The organism is Pantoea sp. ICBG 828, assembly GCF_002928355.1.
Lineage (GTDB): Bacteria > Pseudomonadota > Gammaproteobacteria > Enterobacterales > Enterobacteriaceae > Pantoea > Pantoea dispersa.
In genome coordinates, this window is the sequence record NZ_POWN01000005.1 from 44,578 (window position 1) to 63,633 (window position 19,056).

At 58.8% G+C, this 19,056-nt stretch carries 17 protein-coding genes, 1 tRNA gene and 1 riboswitch; of the genes, 9 read left to right on the forward strand and 9 right to left on the reverse strand.

What is annotated here, in order from left to right; genetic code table 11:
* Positions 1-148 precede the first annotated feature (148 nt).
* Positions 149-224: transfer RNA gene (locus C1Y43_RS13030), tRNA-Asn, on the forward strand.
* Between the two features lie 55 nt (positions 225-279).
* Here C1Y43_RS13030 and C1Y43_RS13035 read toward each other — a convergent pair.
* Genes C1Y43_RS13035 through C1Y43_RS13045 form a run of 3 tightly spaced genes read right to left on the reverse strand, consistent with a single transcriptional unit; the run spans position 280 to position 2,557 of the window.
* Positions 280-1,053, reverse strand: coding sequence for a molybdopterin-binding protein (locus C1Y43_RS13035; RefSeq protein ID WP_021509306.1), 774 nt, complete (start codon positions 1,051-1,053; stop codon positions 280-282).
* Positions 1,050-1,880, reverse strand: coding sequence for a cytochrome b/b6 domain-containing protein (locus tag C1Y43_RS13040; RefSeq protein WP_104188477.1), 831 nt, complete (start codon positions 1,878-1,880; stop codon positions 1,050-1,052). Before C1Y43_RS13040 ends, C1Y43_RS13035 begins: the two co-directional genes overlap by 4 nt.
* A gap of 41 nt (positions 1,881-1,921) precedes the next feature.
* Positions 1,922-2,557, reverse strand: coding sequence for a hypothetical protein (locus tag C1Y43_RS13045; protein WP_104188479.1), 636 nt, complete (start codon positions 2,555-2,557; stop codon positions 1,922-1,924).
* A 230-nt stretch (positions 2,558-2,787) separates the two neighbouring features.
* Here C1Y43_RS13045 and C1Y43_RS13050 point away from each other — a divergent pair, with 230 nt between their 5' ends.
* The 5 genes from C1Y43_RS13050 (at position 2,788) to C1Y43_RS13070 (ending at position 8,375) form a co-directional block, all read left to right on the forward strand.
* A complete protein-coding gene (locus C1Y43_RS13050) occupies positions 2,788-3,333 on the forward strand; it encodes a chorismate mutase (protein ID WP_058757275.1) in 546 nt (181 codons plus the stop codon).
* Between the two features lie 297 nt (positions 3,334-3,630).
* On the forward strand, positions 3,631-4,641 hold the full coding sequence (locus C1Y43_RS13055; protein ID WP_104188481.1) for a Zn-dependent oxidoreductase: 1,011 nt from the start codon (positions 3,631-3,633) through the stop codon (positions 4,639-4,641).
* 151 nt (positions 4,642-4,792) lie between these two features.
* Complete coding sequence (locus C1Y43_RS13060; RefSeq protein WP_021509301.1) at positions 4,793-6,076, forward strand: MFS transporter; 1,284 nt, start codon at positions 4,793-4,795, stop codon at positions 6,074-6,076.
* A gap of 52 nt (positions 6,077-6,128) precedes the next feature.
* Positions 6,129-7,589 carry a mannitol dehydrogenase family protein gene (locus C1Y43_RS13065; RefSeq protein ID WP_104188483.1) on the forward strand — a complete coding sequence of 487 codons (1,461 nt, stop codon included), beginning with the start codon at positions 6,129-6,131 and terminating at the stop codon, positions 7,587-7,589.
* 99 nt (positions 7,590-7,688) lie between these two features.
* A complete protein-coding gene (locus C1Y43_RS13070) occupies positions 7,689-8,375 on the forward strand; it encodes a GntR family transcriptional regulator (protein ID WP_021509299.1) in 687 nt (228 codons plus the stop codon).
* 218 nt (positions 8,376-8,593) lie between these two features.
* Here C1Y43_RS13070 and fbaB read toward each other — a convergent pair whose 3' ends face one another.
* The 3 genes from fbaB to thiM form a co-directional block, all read right to left on the reverse strand.
* Positions 8,594-9,646 carry a class I fructose-bisphosphate aldolase gene (fbaB, locus tag C1Y43_RS13075; protein ID WP_058757271.1) on the reverse strand — a complete coding sequence of 351 codons (1,053 nt, stop codon included), beginning with the start codon at positions 9,644-9,646 and terminating at the stop codon, positions 8,594-8,596.
* A 146-nt stretch (positions 9,647-9,792) separates the two neighbouring features.
* Positions 9,793-10,593, reverse strand: a complete 801-nt coding sequence (thiD, locus tag C1Y43_RS13080) for a bifunctional hydroxymethylpyrimidine kinase/phosphomethylpyrimidine kinase (RefSeq protein ID WP_104188485.1) — start codon at positions 10,591-10,593, stop codon at positions 9,793-9,795.
* Positions 10,590-11,375: a hydroxyethylthiazole kinase gene (thiM, locus tag C1Y43_RS13085; RefSeq protein ID WP_104188487.1), complete on the reverse strand. Its 786-nt coding sequence runs from the start codon at positions 11,373-11,375 to the stop codon at positions 10,590-10,592. Before thiM ends, thiD begins: the two co-directional genes overlap by 4 nt.
* A 33-nt stretch (positions 11,376-11,408) precedes the next feature.
* Positions 11,409-11,505, reverse strand: a riboswitch (TPP riboswitch).
* Between the two features lie 345 nt (positions 11,506-11,850).
* On the opposite strand from thiM, the gene C1Y43_RS13090 reads away from it, so the two are divergent.
* The gene (locus C1Y43_RS13090; RefSeq protein ID WP_021509295.1) at positions 11,851-12,048 is read left to right on the forward strand and encodes a hypothetical protein; all 198 of its coding nucleotides are present in this window, start codon (positions 11,851-11,853) and stop codon (positions 12,046-12,048) included.
* A gap of 52 nt (positions 12,049-12,100) precedes the next feature.
* Here C1Y43_RS13090 and ahpF read toward each other — a convergent pair whose 3' ends face one another.
* Entirely contained in the window at positions 12,101-13,669 is a 1,569-nt protein-coding gene (ahpF, locus tag C1Y43_RS13095) for an alkyl hydroperoxide reductase subunit F (protein ID WP_104188488.1), read from the reverse strand.
* Between the two features lie 70 nt (positions 13,670-13,739).
* Positions 13,740-14,303 carry an alkyl hydroperoxide reductase subunit C gene (ahpC, locus tag C1Y43_RS13100; RefSeq protein ID WP_010617942.1) on the reverse strand — a complete coding sequence of 188 codons (564 nt, stop codon included), beginning with the start codon at positions 14,301-14,303 and terminating at the stop codon, positions 13,740-13,742.
* Positions 14,304-14,593: 290 nt separating this feature from the next.
* Between ahpC and C1Y43_RS13105 the strand changes: the two genes are divergently transcribed.
* On the forward strand, positions 14,594-15,037 hold the full coding sequence (locus C1Y43_RS13105; protein WP_104188490.1) for a GNAT family N-acetyltransferase: 444 nt from the start codon (positions 14,594-14,596) through the stop codon (positions 15,035-15,037).
* A 3-nt stretch (positions 15,038-15,040) separates the two neighbouring features.
* On the opposite strand, the gene apbC is transcribed toward C1Y43_RS13105, so the two are convergent.
* Positions 15,041-16,153, reverse strand: coding sequence for an iron-sulfur cluster carrier protein ApbC (apbC, locus tag C1Y43_RS13110; protein ID WP_058757266.1), 1,113 nt, complete (start codon positions 16,151-16,153; stop codon positions 15,041-15,043).
* A gap of 162 nt (positions 16,154-16,315) precedes the next feature.
* Between apbC and metG the strand changes: the two genes are divergently transcribed.
* Entirely contained in the window at positions 16,316-18,349 is a 2,034-nt protein-coding gene (metG, locus tag C1Y43_RS13115; RefSeq protein WP_104188491.1) for a methionine--tRNA ligase, read from the forward strand.
* Positions 18,350-19,056: the final 707 nt, after the last annotated feature.

Here is a 19,056-nt window from a genome sequence, read left to right on the forward strand (position 1 = left end):
AATCAGGCGCGGTGCTGGCGCTAATTCGTGCCATTGCGCAGGCCCGCGCCGGGCAATTGACGCTTTATTCAGCAGTCAGAAAAAATTGTGAAAAAGAGCTTTGACAAGCCACAGCCTGCCCGATAATATGCGCCCCGTTCCAAACGATTCCTCTGTAGTTCAGTCGGTAGAACGGCGGACTGTTAATCCGTATGTCACTGGTTCGAGTCCAGTCAGAGGAGCCAGATTTAGAAAAGCCTGCTTTTAAAGCAGGCTTTTTGCTTTTCTGCGTTCTGACGTTCAGATACCGCCATACCACTCGTAACCGCGATCTTCCCAGTAGCCGCCGCGTCCGCCCCACAGCTGGGCAAACGAATCCACCACTTTAATTTCCATCAGATACTTGGCGTGCTTGTAACCGAGCTGGCGCTCGACCCTGAGACGCAGCGGCGCACCGTGCGCGACCGGCAGCGGCTGATCGTTCATACGGTAGGCCAGCAGCGTTTGCGGATGCCACGCATCCTGCAGATCGATACTTTCGTAATAGCGCCCGCTGCCGTCCAGCGTCTGCTCCAGCTCGTCGGCACACAGGAACACCACGTAGCGGGCACCTGGCCGCAGGCGCGCCGCATCCAGCACCAGTCCGAGCGGTACGCCCTGCCATTTGCCAATCGCGCTCCAGCCCTCCACGCAGTCGTGCCGGGTAATCTGTGTGCGACTGGGGAACCGCTGCAGATCGCTGAGCGATAAACTCAGCGGCTGTTGCACCAGCCCGGTGACGCGCAGCCGCCAGTCGGCAAACCCGTTCGCCAGCAAACGCGCATACTCGTCGGAGTCGGGCATTTGCGTGCCGTTGGCGCGGAACAGCGGCGAAATATCGGCCTCGCTGAACTCCGGTGCCAGCCGCTGGCCGCCCAGCAGGCGCTGGCTGGCACGCGTCAGCCGCTCGGTCTGATTGAGCCAGCCGCTGACCGTGTCGTTTTGCGTCAGTTGATCGCAACCGCTCAGCAGCGCCGCGCCGGCGCCGGACAGCGCGCCCAGCAGCAGGCGGCGACGCGACAGCTCGATTTTCATGATGGGGTATCCTCTTTGTCGATCGCGTAACGGCCGGTGATCATCGAACGCAGGTTATTGAACACGCCTGACACCAGCACCATCACCACATGCACCAGCACAAACAGCACCAGCAGCGTGGCGGTGATAAAGTGCACCGTGCGCGCCGTGGGACGGCCGCCAAACAGATCGGGTAAAAACGGCAGTGCCGCATCCAGCGCTGGCGACAGGGTTAATCCACTGAGCAGCATCAGCGGCAGCAGTACGAAGATCACCAGCAGATAGCTGAGTTTCTGCAGCGCGTTATAGCGCCGCGCCGCTTCACCGCGGGCAAAGCGCAGCCGGGCGTGGTCGCAAATCTCCTGCCACAAATGACGGGCGCCCAGCTGCTGACGGTCGGGCAACAGATCGCGGCGAAAGTGCCGGTGCCAGAAACCGTGCAGCAGATAAATCACGCCGTTGAACAGCAGCAGCCAGGCAAAAAAGAAGTGCCAGTGGCGACCGGCTCCCAAATCCTGCCACGACGGCAGCGTCAGCCAGCCGGGGAAGGCGCGCGCTGTCAGCGTGCCCTCCAGCTTCGAGACACCGAGCACGCCGGTGGTATTCAGTTGCAGCGAGCCGAGCCGGACAAATCCCTGCTGCTGACGATTGCCGATTTCAAACACCGGCTGCTCATGGTCCGCGCCATACAGGCCGACATACAGACGCGGATGCGCATTAAAGATTTGCAGTCCGCTCATCAGCAGAACGGCAAAACACAGGGCGTTGACCCAGTGCGTCACGCGCACCAGCAGTGAATGACGACGGATTAGCGTTTTACTGCGGGAAGGTGAAGGCTGTTGCATCATCGAGCCCCTTACCAGCCAGGCGAGGCCTGGCTGGAGCCGGATTACATCGGCGGCACTACGCCGTTTTTGCCGACAATGATATTGCCTGCGGTGAGCTTACCGTCGGCGCCTTTCTCGGCAGGAACAAACACCGTGGTGCCGGGTTTCAGGTCATCCGGGGTAGCGGCGGCCAGCGTCACCACCGGCGTACCGGCCGGAATAGCAATTTTTTTCTGGTGGCCGTGATAGCTCACCGTCACTTCGCTGTTGTCCACCGAGGTGACGCTATTGGCGACTGTGGCGTTGGTCATTGAGCTGCCCGGCTTCAGATCCCAGCTGAAGTTGCCCTCGCCTGCACCTTTCAGCTGCGCCGGGAAAATCAGCACTTCGAGCGCGCCATCACCGCCGCCCGCTTTCGGCAGCGAGGCAATGCCCACGTAATCGCCCTTTTTAATGTCGCTGATGCTGGCCTTCGCCACCGCGGACACCATCGCGCCTGGCTTCATGGCCACGCTGACCGCCGATCCTTCGCGTGACTTGATAGTGAGCTGCTGCCCGTTTACCGATTCAACAACGCCACGTACCTGCACTTTTTGCCCCGCCATCTCTGCCGCCATCGCCGGCGACAGCGTGGCGCCGGCCAGCAGTGAACCGGCAATCAGCAGTGAAAGGCGTTTGTAATGTGATAAGACCGTCATGGAGTGTTCCTTTTGATGATAAGCGCTGCCTCAGCGGCAGCCCTGTGCCAGAAATCATTCAACCCAAAGCGCAATAACATTGCGGCAAAAGGCGCTGGAAAACAAACCTACTAGTTGGTAGATTAAAAAACAAGATAATTTTTCACCCCGTACTTTGTCATGTCATTATTTTGTCTTAGCCTGAGCCTCGCGCAGATCCAGCGCCTGGGTTGAACATTGGGAGCATCAGTATGGAAATGCAGTTACGATCGGCCACGTTAGCGCTGCTGATTTGCAGCTGTTCCGCCGCCGCGGCAGAACTCAGCAGTCCTTCGCCGGGCCAGCTTATTAACACGCGTTTGTCTTACATGAAGGATGTGGCGGGTTATAAAGCGCAGCATCATCAGCCGATTGAAGATTTGGGTCAGGAGCGCAAGGTGCTGGACAAAGCCCTGGCGGAAGCGCGTGAGCTGGGTCTGGACGATGCCACTGTGCAGCCGTTTATTCAGGCACAGATGGACGTGGCGAAAGCGGTGCAGTATCGCTATCGCGCCGACTGGCTGGCGACGCCGGAGCCGCACTGGCAGCCGCGTCCGCTGGATGAGGTGCGCAAAAGCATTGGTCATTACAGCGACGCGATTCTGACGCAGCTTGCCGCGCAGTTGAAACAGGGCGCGACGCTGCAGGCACCGCAGAAGGCCGAATTTATGCGCGACATTCAGCAGCGCAACGTGTCATCGCAGGATAAAGAGCTATTGTGGCGCACGCTCAGCGCGGTAACGTTACGGCAGCCGTAATGTTGCGCGGCGAGCGTGCCGTCGATCGCAGCAGGCCTGTCATTTTGCTGCGTTTTTCCCGGTTGCCATAAATGGCGAGCCTGCAAACTGGCTAATGACCTTACAGGGTGCGCAGTGATGCGCACCGAAACGCCATTCTGAAACTTCTCTTTCCAACTGCCCCATCCGCTCTGTGATTGCGTTCACAACTCTGCAACAGCAACTTGTATGGTAGTATTATTGCGCGTATTTTTTCATCATTACTGTCGCGTTATTGCTGGTGCGCCGCGCCTTCAGACCACCAGCCAGGAGTAAATGATGAAAAGTGTGGTGATTGAACAACCGGGTAAACTGCTGCTGGCCGAGCGCGCGCTGCCACAGCCCGCCGCTGATGAAGTACGGGTAAAAGTGAGATTTGCCAGCATCTGTGGCTCTGACGTGCACATCTGGCACGGTCACAATCCATTTGCCCGCTATCCGCGCGTGATCGGCCATGAGTTCTTTGGCGTGATTGACGCGGTCGGACAGGACGTTGATGCCAGCCGGCTGGGCGAGCGCGTGGCGGTCGATCCGGTGGTGAGCTGCGGCCACTGCTATCCCTGCTCCGTTGGCCGTCCCAATGTCTGTCAGTCGTTGCAGGTGATTGGCGTCCACCGCGACGGCGGCTTCAGCGAGTATGCGGTGGCGCCAGCCCAAAATGCCCATCGCCTGCCGGCGAGCATTCCCGACCAACTCGCCAGCCTGGTTGAGCCCTTCACCATTGCCGCGAATATCACGGCGTTCCTCAAACCGCAGCCACAGGATGTGGCGCTGATTTACGGTGCCGGTCCGATGGGGCTGACCGCCATTCAGGTGCTGAAAGGCGTGTACGGCGTACAGCAGGTGCTGGTGGTCGACCGCCTGCCGGAGCGGCTGGCGCTGGCGCAGCAAAACGGTGCCGATCGCCTGTTCAACAACAGCGAGATCCCGCTGGCGGCGCAGCTGGAAGGCGTTCAGCCGACGCTGATTATTGACGCCGCCTGCCATCCGGCGATCCTCGCTGAAGCGGCTGCGCTGGCCTCGCCGGCGGCGCGCATCGGCCTGCTCGGGTTTTCTGCTGAGCCGTGTAGCCTGACGCAGCAGGCGTTGACCAGTAAAGAGTTGTCGCTGTTTACCTCGCGCCTGAACAGCAACCGCTTCCCGCAGGTGATTGCGTGGCTGGAACAGGGACTGATCCAGCCGGAGAAACTGGTTACCCACTATTTCCCGCTGGCGCAGATCGAGCGCGCCATGACGCTGTTTGAACAAGACCCGCGCACCTGCTGCAAAGTGATCCTGCAAATGGATTGAATGATGCGCCACACCAGATGTCCCTGATGCCGGTGCGTACCCGCCGGCCACAACAATAATCCCCTGCATAAATCAGGCGCAGCGCCGCGGTCATCAAGGTCATCTCCCCGTGACGCTGCAGCCTGAAGAAGAACAGGGAAACGGAGTTTCTATGCTGAAGAATCTACGCTGGACCCTCGTACTGCTGCTGTTCCTGGTTTATATGATCAACTACCTCGATCGTATTGCCCTGTCGCTCACCGTGCCGCTGGTGGAAAAAGATCTGATGATCAATGCCGAGCAGTTCGGCCTGATCTTCGGCAGCTTCTTCTTCGGCTATGCGCTGTTCAATTTTATTGGCGGTTTAGCCACCGATAAATTCGGCCCGACGATTGTGCTCGGCACCGCCGTCGGCATGTGGTCGCTGTTCTGCGGCATGACCGCACTGGCGACCGGTTTCTGGTCGATGATGATTCTGCGCGTACTGTTCGGCATGGCGGAAGGTCCGATTTGCGCCTCGGCCAACAAAGCCATCAATGGCTGGTTTCCGAAAAAGCAGGCCGCCACCGCCATGGGCCTGCTGAGTGCCGGTTCCCCGCTCGGCGGCGCGGTCGCCGGGCCGATTGTCGGCTACCTGGCGCTCTCCTTCGGCTGGCGTCCGGCGTTTGTGGTGATCTGCCTGATTGGTCTGGTGTGGATGGCGCTGTGGTTCTTCTTCGCCGCCGACAATCCGGCGCGCAGTAAGCGCGTCTCTGCGCAGGAGCGCGCGCTGGTAGAGAAACTGAAAGCGGAAGAGCCGGCAGATATCATCGACGCGGACGGCAAAGCGCACGGCATGGGCTACTATCTGCGTCAGCCGATTATCCTCGTCACCGCGTTCGCCTTCTTCTGCTACAACTACATTCTGTTCTTCTTCCTGAGCTGGTTCCCGGCCTATCTGGTGCAGGCGCACGGGCTGGATATCAAAGCCATGAGCATCACGACCATGATCCCGTGGATTGTCGGCTTCATTGGCCTGGCGCTGGGCGGCTGGATTTCCGATAAAATCTTTAATATCACCGGTAAGCTGCTGCTATCGCGCAAGATTGTGCTGGTAGTGTCGCTGCTGGCGGCAGCGATATGTGTGGCGCTGGCGGGCACCATCAAAGAGGTGAATTCGGCAGTGATCATGATGTCGATCTCCATCTTCTTCCTCTACATCACCGGTGCCATTTACTGGGCGATTATTCAGGATGTGGTGCACAAGAGCCGCGTCGGCAGCATCAGCGGCTTTATTCACCTGATTGGCAGCCTGTCCGGCATTATCGGCCCGATCGTTACCGGCTTCATCGTGCAGCACACCGGCAAATTTGACAGCGCCTTTGTGCTGGCGGGTGTGGTGGCGGCCCTTGGTGCGCTGCTGGTGCTGTTTGTGATTCGCAGCCCGAAAGCCAGCGACAAACCGGTTTCCGTTTAATCGAATGACTCTGCCGGGGCGCCGCGCGCCCCGTTTGCCACAAGGATTATGCATGTTACAACCCGATCGCCTTCCCGCTGACGTACAGCGCCCCCGTTACGACCGCAGCCAGCTGAAAACCCGTATGGTGCACATCGGTTTTGGTGCCTTTCACCGCGCGCATCAGGCGCTGGCCACTGACCAACTGGCGCAGCACGGCAGCGACTGGGGCTACTGCGAAGTGAATCTCAACAGCGGCGCGCTGATCGCCGCTCTGCGCCAGCAGGATTTGCTGTACAGCGTGACCGAAATGGCCGACGACAGCCTGCACACGCGCATTGTTGGCGTAATTACCCAGGCGCTCCACGCGAAAAGTGACGGTATTGAGGCGGTGATTGAAGCGATGAGCCAGCCGGAAATTGCCATCGTGTCGATGACGGTCACAGAAAAAGGCTACTGTTCGCTGCCGTCGAGCGGCCAGCTCGACCTGACGCATCCGGACATCGTGCACGATGTGGCGCATCCTGACGCGCCGCGCTCGCTGCCCGGCGTGATCCTGGCGGCGATAGAACGCCGTCGCCAGCGCGATCTGCCGCCGTTTAGCGTGATGTCGTGTGACAACATGCCGGAGAACGGCCACGTTACGCGCAATGTGATAACCCAGCTGGCGCAGCGTCGCAGCCCGGCGCTGGCGGATTACATTCAGACCCACCTCACCTTTCCCTCAACCATGGTGGATCGCATCGTACCGGCGATGACCGATGAAGCTTTCGCGACGCTGGAAGCGCGGCTGGGCAGTCGCGATCCGGTGGCGGTGGAGGCCGAACCTTTTTTCCAGTGGGTGATTGAAGATAACTTCGTCAGCGGCCGCCCGGCCTGGGAACAGGCCGGTGCTGAGCTGGTGCGTGATGTGCTGCCGTACGAAGAGATGAAGCTGCGCATGCTCAACGGCAGCCACTCGTTCCTGGCTTATCTCGGCTATCTGGCCGGGTATCAGCACATCAGCGATTGCATGGCCGATGCCAATTTTCGTCAGGCGGCGCGCGCGCTGATGCTGCAGGATCAGGCACCCACGCTGCGCACGCAGGATGTTAATTTGGTCACCTATGCCGACTCGCTGATCGCCCGTTACGAAAACCGGGCGATTAAACATCGCACTTATCAAATCGCCACCGACGGCACGCAGAAGCTGCCACAGCGCCTGCTGGATAGCGTGCGCTGGCATCTGCGTAACGGGACGGCCTGTGATTATCTGCTGCTGGGCGTGGCAGGCTGGATGCGCTATATCAGCGGCGTCGATGAGCAGGACGCGGCGATTGCGATTCGCGATCCGCTCAGCGCACAGCTGGCCAGCATTGTTGCCAATAGCGAGGATGGCCCGCAGCGCGTTGAGGCCTTACTGCGCCTGCAGGCGGTGTTCGGCGACGACTTGCGTTATCACACGGTGTTTGTTACGCGGCTTACTGAGCTGTATCAGCAGCTGCGGCTTAGCGGTGCACGCGCCACGGTGCAGGCGCTGGTCACAGAAGGCTAAGCCGCCTGCACAAATGTGTAGCGCAGACGCAGCGTGCTGATTAGACTGACGCTTTCTCATCGGGCTGGCGGCGGCCAGCCGTAATACGGATATTGCTGCATGTCGATTGCCTATACCATAACCACCAGCGAACCGGTAAATCAGCAGATTTATCGCTATCTGCGGAAGGATATCGTGACCTGCGTGATCCATCCGGGCTCGCTGCTGTCGGAGAAAGAAGTGTCGGCGCGCTTCAACGTGTCGCGGCAGCCGGTGCGGGAAGCCTTTATCAAACTGGCGGAAGCCGGCCTGGTGCAGGTCCTGCCGCAGCGCGGCACCTTCGTGCGCAAAATCTCCGCCCAGCGCGTGGCCGACGGCCGTTTCATCCGTGAAGCGGTGGAGATCGCCGTGGTTCGTCGCGCCGCGCTGGAGATCGCTGCCACCGGACTGATGGCGCTGGAACACAATCTGCAGCTGCAGCGTCTGGCAGCCGAACGCCACGACAGCCAGGCGTTTCTGGCGCTCGACGATGAGTTTCACCGGTTGATTGCCGAAGGCATTGACTGTCTGCTGGCGTGGGAAACGGTGGAGAACATTAAAGCGACGATGGACCGCGTGCGCTTTCTGACGCTGAGCGAAGTGTCGCCACCGGAGAGCCTGATTCAGCAGCACGAAGAGATATTTGCCGCGCTGAAAGCGCAAGATGCCGATGCGGCGGAGAAGGCGATGCGGCGACATCTGCAGGAGATGATTCTGACCATTACGCCGATTGCCGAGCGCAACAGCGAATGGTTTGAAGGGCCGTAGTGCTGTGGGGTGAGCTTGCGGTGGGGTGCGGTGCGGTTTGATGCGGTGCGGTGTGATGCCCTCACCCCGGCCCTCTCCCACCGGGAGAGGGAGCTGTTCCAGTAAGCTGTCAGAGAATTAACGCATTAAAAAACCGCACAAAACAGTCCCCTCTCCCGCTCGCGGGAGAGGGTTAGGGTGAGGGTAAGGGTGAAGGTGAAAAAACGCCCCTCACACCATCAGGCAATCGTCACATCCTTTGCCAGATACACATCCTGCACCGCATTAATCAGCGCCACGCCCTCTTTCAGCGACTTCTTAAACGCCTTGCGCCCGAGAATCAGCCCCATGCCGCCGGCGCGTTTATTGATTACCGCCGTACGCACCGACTCCGCCACATCGGTCGCACCGGCTGAAGCACCGCCGGAGTTGATCAGCCCGGCGCGGCCCATGTAGCAGTTGGCCAGCTGGTAGCGCACCAGATCGATCGGATTCTCACTGGTCAGCTTGCTGTAGACGCGCTCATCGGTGTGGCCAAACTTCACCGCGTTATAACCGCCGTTATTCTCCGCCATTTTCTGCTTCACAATGTCGGCACCAATGGTGGCCGCCAGATGGTTAGCCTGACCGGTTAAATCGGCGCTGGCGTGATAATCCACCCCATCCTTCTTGAAATCGTTGTTGCGCAGATAGGCCCACAGCACCGTCACCATGCCCAGCTCGTGCGCACGCTCGAAGGCCGCTGCAATTTCCTCGATCTGCCGGCGCGACTGCTCAGAACCAAAATAGATGGTGGCGCCGACCGCAACCGCGCCCATGTTGAACGCCTGCTCGACGCTGGCGTAGAGCGTCTGGTCATACTGCGTGGGATAGCTCAGGGTTTCGTTATGGTTCAGCTTGACCATAAACGGGATGCGGTGCGCGTAGCGACGTGACACGGAGGCCAGCACGCCATAGGTTGATGCCACACAGTTACAGCCGGCTTCAATCGCCAGCTCGACGATATTCTTCGGGTCGAAATAGGCCGGATTGGCAGCGAACGAGGCGCCAGCAGAGTGTTCCACGCCCTGATCCACCGGCAGAATCGACAGATAGCCAGTACCCGCCAGACGGCCGGTGTTGTAGAGCGTCTGCATATTGCGCAGTACCGCAGGAGAACGATTGTTATCAATCATCACGCGATCGACATAATCCGCGCCCGGCAAATAAAGGCTGTCCGCTGGAATGGTCATGCAGCGATGTTGAAGAAGCGTATCCGCCTCTTTACCCAATAACTGTACGATGTCCGTCATGTTCGCTCCTGATAAATGGCTGGAAAAGAACCGGCACCTGCCGATTCGCCCCCACAGCCTGGACCGAAACGCGCCAGGCTGGCAAATTGCTGACTCCATTTTTCAGACGGATACGCAGTGAAAAAACGGCAATCTGGCGTTACGCCCTACCACCACTGATGGAAATGATGCACCGGCCCAATGCCGTGGCCGACCTCCAGCGAATCGGCGTGCAGCAGCGCCTGCTGCAGCCAGGCCTTGGCCTCCGCTACGGTGCCCGCCCAGTCCGCATGGCGCGGTCGCAATGCCGCCAGCGCCGCCGACAGCGTACAGCCGGTGCCGTGCGTATGACGGGTGTTAACGCGCGGTGCGGTAAAGCGCTGGCGGCCGGCACGGGTGATCAGCCAGTCCGGGCTTTCCGCATCGCTGAGATGACCGCCCTTCATCAGCACCGCTTCGCAGCCCAGTTCCAGCAGCGCATCGCCCTGCTGCAGCATACTCGCCTCGTCCTGCGCCATGCGGCAACCCAGCAGCGCCGCGGCTTCCGGCAGGTTGGGTGTGATCAGCGATACCTGCGGCAGCAGCCGTTCACGAATGCTGGCTACCGCATCGGGCGACAGCAGCGCATCGCCGCTTTTGGCAATCATCACCGTATCCAGCACCACAAACGGCAGGCTGGCGCGTTTCAGCTTCTCTGCCACCACCTCGACGATCGCCGTCTCCGCCAGCATACCGATTTTCGCGGCGTCAATGCGCACGTCGTTCAGCACCGAGTCGAGCTGCGCCGCAACAAATGCCGGTTCGATGCGATACACCGACTGCACGCCGCGGGTGTTCTGTGCCACCAGCGCGGTAATCACGCTGGTGCCGTACGCGCCGAGCGCGGAAAAGGCTTTCAGATCCGCCTGGATACCCGCGCCACCGCTGGGATCGGTGCCGGCAATGGTCAATGCATTGATGCGTTTCATGCCGCCACCTCCAGCGTCCACAGCGCATCGAGAAAAGCGGCGACGAAGCTGCCCGGCCCTGCCACGCTGCGCGCGGCCTGCTCACCGGCCAGCGACATCAAGCGGCAGGCCGCTGCCACGTGCTGGATACGCTCGCCCGGCAGGCTGCTGCACGCCGCGACTACGGCGGATAGCGCACAACCGGTGCCGACCACGCGCGTCATCAGCGGGCTGCCGCCGGGAATCGCCAGCGTATGGCGGCCATCGGTGACGTAATCGACTTCGCCGGTTACCGCAACGATAGTCGTGCAGCGTTGCGCCAGCTGCTGCGCGGCGTTCAGTGCGGCATCGGCCTGGTGCACGCTATCCACGCCGCGTCCGCCCGTGGCCTGGTGGGCTAAGGCGAGAATCTCTGAAGCGTTGCCGCGAATGGCCGCCGGTCGCAGGCTCAGCAGCTGCTGACAGAATTCCGTACGCAGGGTTAGCGCGCCTACCGCCACCGGATCGAGCGTCCACGGTGTGCCGGCCTGGTTAGCGGCCTGTACCGCCGCCAGCATCGCATCGCGGCGATCATGGGTTAAGGTGCCGACGTTAATCAGCAGCGCATCGGCAAAACCGGCAAACTGCGCCGCTTCATCGCCATCAATCACCATCGCGGGCGAAGCCTGCAGTGCCAGCAGCACGTTGGCGGTAAAAGTTTGCACCACGTCGTTGGTCATACAGTGCACCAGCGGTGCCTGCTGCCGCAGCAGTTGCAGAGAGTGCGCGAGTTGCGCCGGGGAAAGAGGGTCAGGCTGTGTCATAAGGCTCCCAACCGGCAATCAGGAAGGCGAATGCGGTCAGGCATCTGACTTCCCTACGCTGGCATTATCCAGATCAGGTATTACGGGTATTTCTCAGCCTTCACAAAGAAGGGCACCCCGAGTCATGCACGTCCGTGTCAGACGTGCCTTCACAGCATAAAGGGTCAGCTTAAAGTTGTAAATCCTGCGGCAGGTGCGCTTTATTTGCCGGACAACGATGAGCAAAAATACGTGCGCCATCAATTTTCATGATTTTTTGATCATCAGGAAAATACAAACAAATCGATGGAGATCAATTTCCCCAAAATACCGAAAATTCATCAGGATAGTTAATTTAATCTGCCGGGGCAGTAGGCGGGAAATAAAGAGGAGAAAGCGCGCAACTTGATTAATATCAAACCGGCCGGCGGCGTAACACGGCCTAATTCCCTTCCGGATTTGAAGACCGCTGTTTCACCTTCACCCGGAATCGCTAATGACTTTATTCAGTTTTCTTCCGCACGCGCACCACTGGCACAATATCACCATTTCCCGTCAAGGCGCCGTTGCCCCCGGCGGCCGTTACCGGTACTCCACGTACCTCGAAGCCGAATGCAAACGCTGCGGCGAGCGCATCCATAAAATTTATTATCGCGATATCAGCGATGAACAGGCGCGTCGCTGGCTGGGATAAAAAAAAGCCCCGCAACACAGGTTGCAGGGCGCTTGCGTGGCTATCGCAAAACTTATTCAGCCGGTTTGGTGCGGATCAGGTAATCAAACGCGCTCAGTGACGCTTTGGCCCCTTCCCCGCTGGCAATGATGATCTGCTTGTACGGCACCGTGGTGCAGTCGCCGGCGGCAAATACGCCTTTCAGGCTGGTTTCGCCTTTGGCGTCGATCAGGATCTCGCCCATGCGGTTGCGCTCTACCGCGCCTTCCAGCCAGTTGGTGTTAGGCAGCAGACCAATCTGGACGAAGATACCGCTCAGCGCCAGTTCGTGGCTGGTCTGGTTATTGCGGTCGATGTAGGTCAGACCGGTAACTTTACTGCCGTCGCCTTTCACTTCGGTGGTCTGCGCGTTGAGGATCACATCGACGTTTTTCAGGCTGCGCAGTTTATCCTGCAGCACTTTATCGGCGCGCATTTCGCTGGCGAACTCCAGCAGCGTGACGTGCTCGACAATACCGGCCAGATCGATGGCCGCTTCAACGCCGGAGTTACCGCCGCCGATCACCGCCGTGCGTTTGCCTTTAAACAGCGGGCCGTCACAGTGCGGGCAGTAGGTTACACCTTTGGTGCGATACTGCTCTTCGCCCGGAACGCCCATGTTGCGCCAGCGTGCGCCGGTAGCAATGATGATGCTGCGTGATTTCAGCACTGCGCCGGAAGCGGTTTCGATGGCGTGCAGGCCACCCTCTTTGGCTGCCGGAATCAGCTTGATGGCGCTCTGGGTGTCGATCACGTCCACGTCATAGTCATCAACGTGCGCACGCAGGGAACCGGCGAGCTTGGCCCCTTCGGTTTTCGGCACGGAGATGTAGTTTTCAATGTCAACGGTGTCCAGCACCTGGCCGCCAAAGCGCTCGCCCATCAGGCCGGTACGGATGCCTTTACGCGCCGAGTAGATGGCCGCCGCAGCGCCCGCCGGGCCGCTGCCGACGATCAGCACTTCATAGGCATCACGCTTGTTCAGCTCTTCAGCCGCACGCTTATCCGCGTTGGTGTCTACCTTACCGACGATTTCTGCCAGGCTCATGCGACCCTGACCGAACTCTTTGCCGTTGAGGTAAACCGCCGGCACGCCCATGACGTTGCGTTCGGTGATCTCGTTCTGGAACATGCCACCGTCGATGGCGGTATGACGGATGCGTGGATTGAGCACCGCCATCAGGTTCAGCGCCTGTACCACGTCAGGACAGTTGTGGCACGACAGAGAATAATAGGTTTCGAAATGCAGGTCGCTGTCCAGCGCAACAACCTGATCCAGCAGGCTCTGCGCCTCTTTCGACGGATGTCCACCGGTCTGCAGCAGTGCCAGCACCAGTGAGGTAAATTCGTGGCCCATTGGCGAACCGGCAAAGCGCGGACCGCTGTGGCTGCCTGGGTTAGTAATCAGGAATGATGGCTTACGTACCGGTTGATCGTTCTCTTCACGGAAGCTGACTTTATCAGACAGACTCGCGATATCGGTCAGCAGAGTACGGATCTCTGCGGATTTTGCGCCATCGTCCAGTGTGGCAATCAACTCAACCGGTTTCGTTAGTTTCTCAAGGTAGGCCTTGAGCTGGATTTTTAAATTGGTGTCGAGCATAGTGAGTTCCTGTGAAGAAAATCGGGTGCCGCAGCACCCGATGGAAGAAAGATCAAAGGGCGTAGGTGACTTAGATTTTGCCAACCAGGTCCAGTGATGGAGCCAGCGTTGCGTCGCCTTCTTTCCATTTAGCCGGGCAAACTTCACCTGGGTGAGAAGCCACGTACTGAGCCGCTTTCACTTTACGCAGCAGGTCAGATGCGTCACGGCCGATGCCTTCTGCAGTGATTTCGATGGCCTGGATGATGCCTTCCGGGTCAACGATGAAGGTACCGCGGTCAGCCAGACCTTCTGCTTCACGCATGATTTCGAAGTTACGGGTCAGAGCACCGGTCGGGTCGCCGATCATCGCATACTGAATTTTCGCGATGGTGTCTGAAGAACCGTGCCAGGCTTTGTGGGTAAAGTGCGTGTCAGTTGAAACGGAGTAGATGTCTACGCCCAGTTTCTGGAACTCTTCGTAGTGGTCTGCCACGTCACCCAGTTCAGTCGGGCATACAAAGGTGAAGTCAGCCGGGTAGAAGAAGAAAACACTCCATTTACCTTCAACGTCTTTCTCGGTTACGTCGATGAATTCGCCATTTTTGAATGCAGCGTTTTTGAACGGTTTGATTTTGGTATTGATAATAGACATGGGTGACCTCCGTTAAAAAGATGTGATGCAGGCTACATAATTTTCGGGCCAACTTCTAATATGCAGACGTTATCAATCAGATAATCAAAAGCTATCAAAGTGCCGACGCCAGATTTGATGCGGCTTGCCGCGGCATTCTACACAGAAAAGCCGCAGAGTTAACAGGCTTTATCTTTGCGCACGGCAACTGCTATTTTTTTATAAACATTCAATCATCTTTGCTGCACGATTTTACTGCGTGCACAACGCCGCTACAAAACGTGCCCGCTTACTCGTCATGGAGTCTGGAAGTGAAAATTCGTCTTTTTGAAGAAGCCGACCGCCCTTTCTTACGCACACTGTATCTCGCGGCGCGCCGTCATAACTGGACATGGCTGGCCGGCGACGACTGGCAGCTGGAAGATTTCGACGCGATTATTCCCGGTGAAACGGTACTGGTGGCGGAGATCGCCGGCCACCGCGCAGGCTTTGCTGGCGTAATGGACAACGATAATTTTCTGCACAGTTTGTATGTCGATCCGGCCTTTCAGGGCCAGGGCGTCGGCAGTGCGCTGCTGAACGCGGTGCAGCAGCGTTTTACCTCCACCGGCGCGCTGAAATGTCTGCTACAGAACGAAGCGGCGCTGCAGTTTTATCAGCAGCACGGCTGGCAGCGCGAAGCGCTGGGAGAGAGCGAACAGGGCCAATACGTGTTGATGCACCTGCCGCTGGCGTCGCGCACCAGCGGCAGCTAAGGCTTAAACCGCGCGGAAGGCGATGTCGCCCGGAATCACCTCACCCTGCCAGTAAAGCTGGGCGGCAACCCGGCCCGCAAGTTCACGATACAGCGCGGTGAATTCACTCTCCGGACGGCGAATCACGGTCGGTTCACCGTCGTCGAGATCTTCGCGCAGATTAATGTGCAGCGGTAGCTGAGCCAGCAGGCGGGTGTGATAATCCTCAGCCAGCTTCTGCGCACCGCCAGTACCAAAAATCGGCTCGTGATGGCCGCATTCGCTGCAGATGTGCATGCTCATGTTTTCCACCACACCCAGCACCGGCACGCTGACTTTTTCGAACATCACCATGCCCTTGCGCGCATCAATCAGCGCAATGTCCTGCGGCGTGGTCACCACCAGCGCGCCGGTCACCGGCACGTTCTGCGCCAGCGTCAGCTGAATGTCACCGGTGCCCGGCGGCATATCCAGAATCAGGTAATCGAGATCCGGCCACAGCGTTTCGTTCAGCAGCTGCATCAGCGCCTTGCTGGCCATCGGTCCGCGCCACACCATGGCGTTATCGTCGGTCACCAGATAGCCGATAGAGTTAGTTGCCAGACCGTGCGCCATGATCGGCGCCATGTGCGTGCCATCCGGCGAGGTGGGACGCTGCTTTTCGGTGCCGAGCATGTCCGGGATCGACGGACCGTAAATATCCGCATCAAGAATACCGACGCGCGCGCCTTCGGCCGCCAGCGCCAGCGCCATATTCACGGCGGTGCTGGATTTGCCCACGCCACCTTTACCGGAGCTGACGGCGACGATGTTTTTCACCCCGTTGACGCCCGGCTGATTTTTCACGCGTTTCAGGGTGGCGATGTCATGACGCAGCCGCCAGTCGATGGCGCGCGTGTTGGTCAGGCGCAGCAATTCCGCGCTGGTCTGGGCTTTCAGCGCCTCAAACGCGCTGGCCCAGGCAAATGGCATCACCAGTTCAATGTGCAGCTTGTCGTCGAGCAGCGCCACATGGCGCAGCGCTTTGAGGGTAGTCAGATTGTGTTGCAGCGTCGGATGCTCAAACTCGCTCAGCACGCCGATAACCACGGCGCGCAACGCTTCAGGTGAATGATGGTCCCGGGATTGTGCGGTCATCCCAACTCCTTATTTAGTCATGACGCCAGACGATGGCGGTGTGCCATCAATCATATCAGATAGGCGCTAAAAGTGACGTGGCGGAGCTGCTGTGTTTACGCCAGAGGGTGCTTCGGTTAACATCTAAGCCCGATTTTTTATTCACGGAATGCTACGCAAATTATGACTCAAGTCGCTAAAAAACTACTGGTAACGTGCGCCCTGCCGTACGCAAACGGCTCTATCCACTTAGGTCACATGCTTGAACACATTCAGGCTGACGTGTGGGTCCGTTACCAGCGAATGCGTGGCAATCAGGTGTTCTTCATCTGTGCGGACGACGCCCACGGCACGCCGATCATGCTGAAAGCCCAGCAGTTGGGTATCGCGCCGGAGCAGATGATTGCGGAAATGAAGCAGGAGCATGAGACCGATTTCGCAGGTTTCAACATCAGCTATGACAATTATCACTCCACGCACGGCGACGAAAACCGCCAGCTGTCTGAGCTGATTTACACGCGCCTGAAAGAGAACGGTTTCATTAAAAACCGCACCATTTCGCAGCTGTACGATCCGGAAAAAGGCATGTTCCTGCCTGACCGCTTCGTCAAAGGCACCTGTCCGAAATGTAAATCGCCCGATCAGTACGGCGATAACTGCGAAGTGTGCGGCGCGACCTACAGCCCGACCGAGCTGATTGAGCCGAAATCGGTGGTGTCAGGTGCGACGCCGGTGATGCGCGATTCTGAACACTTCTTCTTCGATCTGCCATCCTTCAGCGCGATGCTGCAGGCGTGGACGCGCTCCGGTGCGCTGCAGGAGCAGGTGGCGAACAAGATGCAGGAGTGGTTTGAAGCCGGTCTGCAACAGTGGGATATCTCCCGCGATGCGCCGTACTTCGGCTTCGAAATCCCTGGTGCGCCGGGCAAATACTTCTACGTCTGGCTGGATGCGCCTATCGGCTACATGGGGTCGTTCAAGAACCTGTGCGACAAACGCGGCGACATCGATTTCGACGAGTTCTGGAAGAAAGATTCCAGCACCGAGTTGTATCACTTCATCGGCAAAGACATCGTCTATTTCCACAGCCTGTTCTGGCCAGCGATGCTGGAAGGCAGCAATTTCCGCAAGCCGACCAACCTGTTTGTGCATGGTTATGTCACGGTGAACGGCGCGAAGATGTCGAAATCGCGCGGCACCTTCATCAAAGCCAGCACCTGGCTGCAGCACCTTGATGCCGACAGCCTGCGCTACTACTACGCGGCCAAGCTCTCTTCGCGCATCGACGATATTGACCTTAATCTGGAAGATTTCGTCCAGCGCGTGAACGCTGACATCGTTAATAAAGTGGTGAACCTCGCTTCGCGCAACGCTGGCTTTATCACCAAACGCTTTAACGGCCAGCTGGCAAGCGAACTGGCGGATCCGGTGCTGTATCAGACCTTTGTTGATGCGTCAGAGAAGATTGGTGAAGCCTGGGCCAGCCGCGAATACAACCGTGCGATCCGCGAGATCATGGCGCTGGCCGACCTGGCCAACCGCTACGTTGACGAGCAGGCACCGTGGGTGGTGGCGAAACAGGAAGGCCGCGATGCCGACCTGCAGGCGATTTGCTCCATGGGCATCAACCTGTTCCGCGTGCTGATGACCTGGCTGAAGCCGGTGCTGCCGTCGCTGAGCGAGCGCACAGAAGCCTTCCTGCAAAGCGAACTGAGCTGGGATGGCATTGCGCAGCCGCTGCTCAACCACAGCGTAGCGCCGTTTAAAGCGCTGTATGGCCGTATTGAGATGGCAAAAGTGGAGGCGCTGATTGCGGCTTCGAAAGAGGACGCAGCGGCGGCGAACCAGCCGGCGGCAAGCGGTCCACTGGCCGATGCACCGATTGGCGAGACCATCACCATTGATGACTTCGCCAAAGTCGACATGCGCGTGGCGCTGATCGAGCAGGCTGAGCTGGTAGAAGGTTCCGATAAGCTGCTACGTCTGCAGCTGGATCTGGGTGGCGAGAAGCGCCAGATTTTCTCCGGCATTCGCGCCGCTTATCCGGATCCGTCGGTGCTGGTGGGCAAGATGACCATCATCGTCGCCAACCTGGCGCCGCGCAAAATGCGTTTCGGCGTGTCCGAAGGCATGGTGCTGTCTGCCGGCCCTGGCGGCAAAGACCTGTTTGTGCTGTCCGTGGATAGCGGTGCGCAGCCTGGCATGCCGGTGAAGTAAGGGTTGGTGCGCGCTGGCCCTCACCCTAACCCTCTCCCGCTTACGGGAGAGGGAACTGCTGAGTGCGGGGTTGGGGTTCAGAGCCAGGCCTGCACATAGCAAAACACCGCACAAGTCTACCTCCTCTCCCGCTTACGGGAGAGGGAACCGCTGAGTGCGGGGTCTGGGTTCAGAGCCAGGCCTGCACCTCGTTCGCTTGACTCATTCTCCCGCATTGAAAGGGCCGAACAGCGCACGTTGTTACCCATGTATCAAACCTGCACATAGCAAAACCCCGCACAAGACTACCCCCTCTCCCGCCTGCGGGAGAGGGCTGGGGTGAGGGGAAAACCGCACCGCGCTTATCGCGCCAGCATCAGACAGCGATAAATCTCCGCCATCACCACCTCAAACTCATTAAACTCCTGATGATTCCAGAAGCGCAGCTTTGTGCTGACAGTGAATAGCGGTGCCCAGCCGACTATGCCGGTGTAATAACGGTTGGTGCGCGCTGGCCCTCACCCTAACCCTCTCCCGCTTACGGGAGAGGGAACCGCTGAGTGCGGGGTTTGGGTTTAGAGCCAGGCATGCACCTCGTTCGCTTGACTCACTCTCCCGCATTAAAAAGGGCCGAACAGCGCACGTTGTCACCCATGTATCAAACCTGCACATAGCAAAACCCCGCACAAGACTGCCCCCTCTCCCGCCAGCGGGAGAGGGCTGGGGTG

Excerpts from the sequence above, each read along its gene's own strand:
- fbaB (WP_058757271.1), bottom strand. The coding sequence starts at position 9,646 with ATGACGGACATCGTACAGTTATTGGGTAAAGAGGCGGATACGCTTCTT.
- apbC (WP_058757266.1), bottom strand. The coding sequence starts at position 16,153 with ATGACCGCACAATCCCGGGACCATCATTCACCTGAAGCGTTGCGCGCC.
- ahpC (WP_010617942.1), bottom strand. The coding sequence starts at position 14,303 with ATGTCTATTATCAATACCAAAATCAAACCGTTCAAAAACGCTGCATTC.
- thiD (WP_104188485.1), bottom strand. The coding sequence starts at position 10,593 with ATGAAACGCATCAATGCATTGACCATTGCCGGCACCGATCCCAGCGGT.
- C1Y43_RS13070 (WP_021509299.1), top strand. The coding sequence starts at position 7,689 with ATGTCGATTGCCTATACCATAACCACCAGCGAACCGGTAAATCAGCAG.
- C1Y43_RS13055 (WP_104188481.1), top strand. The coding sequence starts at position 3,631 with ATGAAAAGTGTGGTGATTGAACAACCGGGTAAACTGCTGCTGGCCGAG.
- metG (WP_104188491.1), top strand. The coding sequence starts at position 16,316 with ATGACTCAAGTCGCTAAAAAACTACTGGTAACGTGCGCCCTGCCGTAC.
- C1Y43_RS13065 (WP_104188483.1), top strand. The coding sequence starts at position 6,129 with ATGTTACAACCCGATCGCCTTCCCGCTGACGTACAGCGCCCCCGTTAC.
- ahpF (WP_104188488.1), bottom strand. The coding sequence starts at position 13,669 with ATGCTCGACACCAATTTAAAAATCCAGCTCAAGGCCTACCTTGAGAAA.
- C1Y43_RS13045 (WP_104188479.1), bottom strand. The coding sequence starts at position 2,557 with ATGACGGTCTTATCACATTACAAACGCCTTTCACTGCTGATTGCCGGT.
- C1Y43_RS13040 (WP_104188477.1), bottom strand. The coding sequence starts at position 1,880 with ATGATGCAACAGCCTTCACCTTCCCGCAGTAAAACGCTAATCCGTCGT.
- thiM (WP_104188487.1), bottom strand. The coding sequence starts at position 11,375 with ATGACACAGCCTGACCCTCTTTCCCCGGCGCAACTCGCGCACTCTCTG.
- C1Y43_RS13050 (WP_058757275.1), top strand. The coding sequence starts at position 2,788 with ATGGAAATGCAGTTACGATCGGCCACGTTAGCGCTGCTGATTTGCAGC.
- C1Y43_RS13035 (WP_021509306.1), bottom strand. The coding sequence starts at position 1,053 with ATGAAAATCGAGCTGTCGCGTCGCCGCCTGCTGCTGGGCGCGCTGTCC.
- C1Y43_RS13060 (WP_021509301.1), top strand. The coding sequence starts at position 4,793 with ATGCTGAAGAATCTACGCTGGACCCTCGTACTGCTGCTGTTCCTGGTT.
- C1Y43_RS13090 (WP_021509295.1), top strand. The coding sequence starts at position 11,851 with ATGACTTTATTCAGTTTTCTTCCGCACGCGCACCACTGGCACAATATC.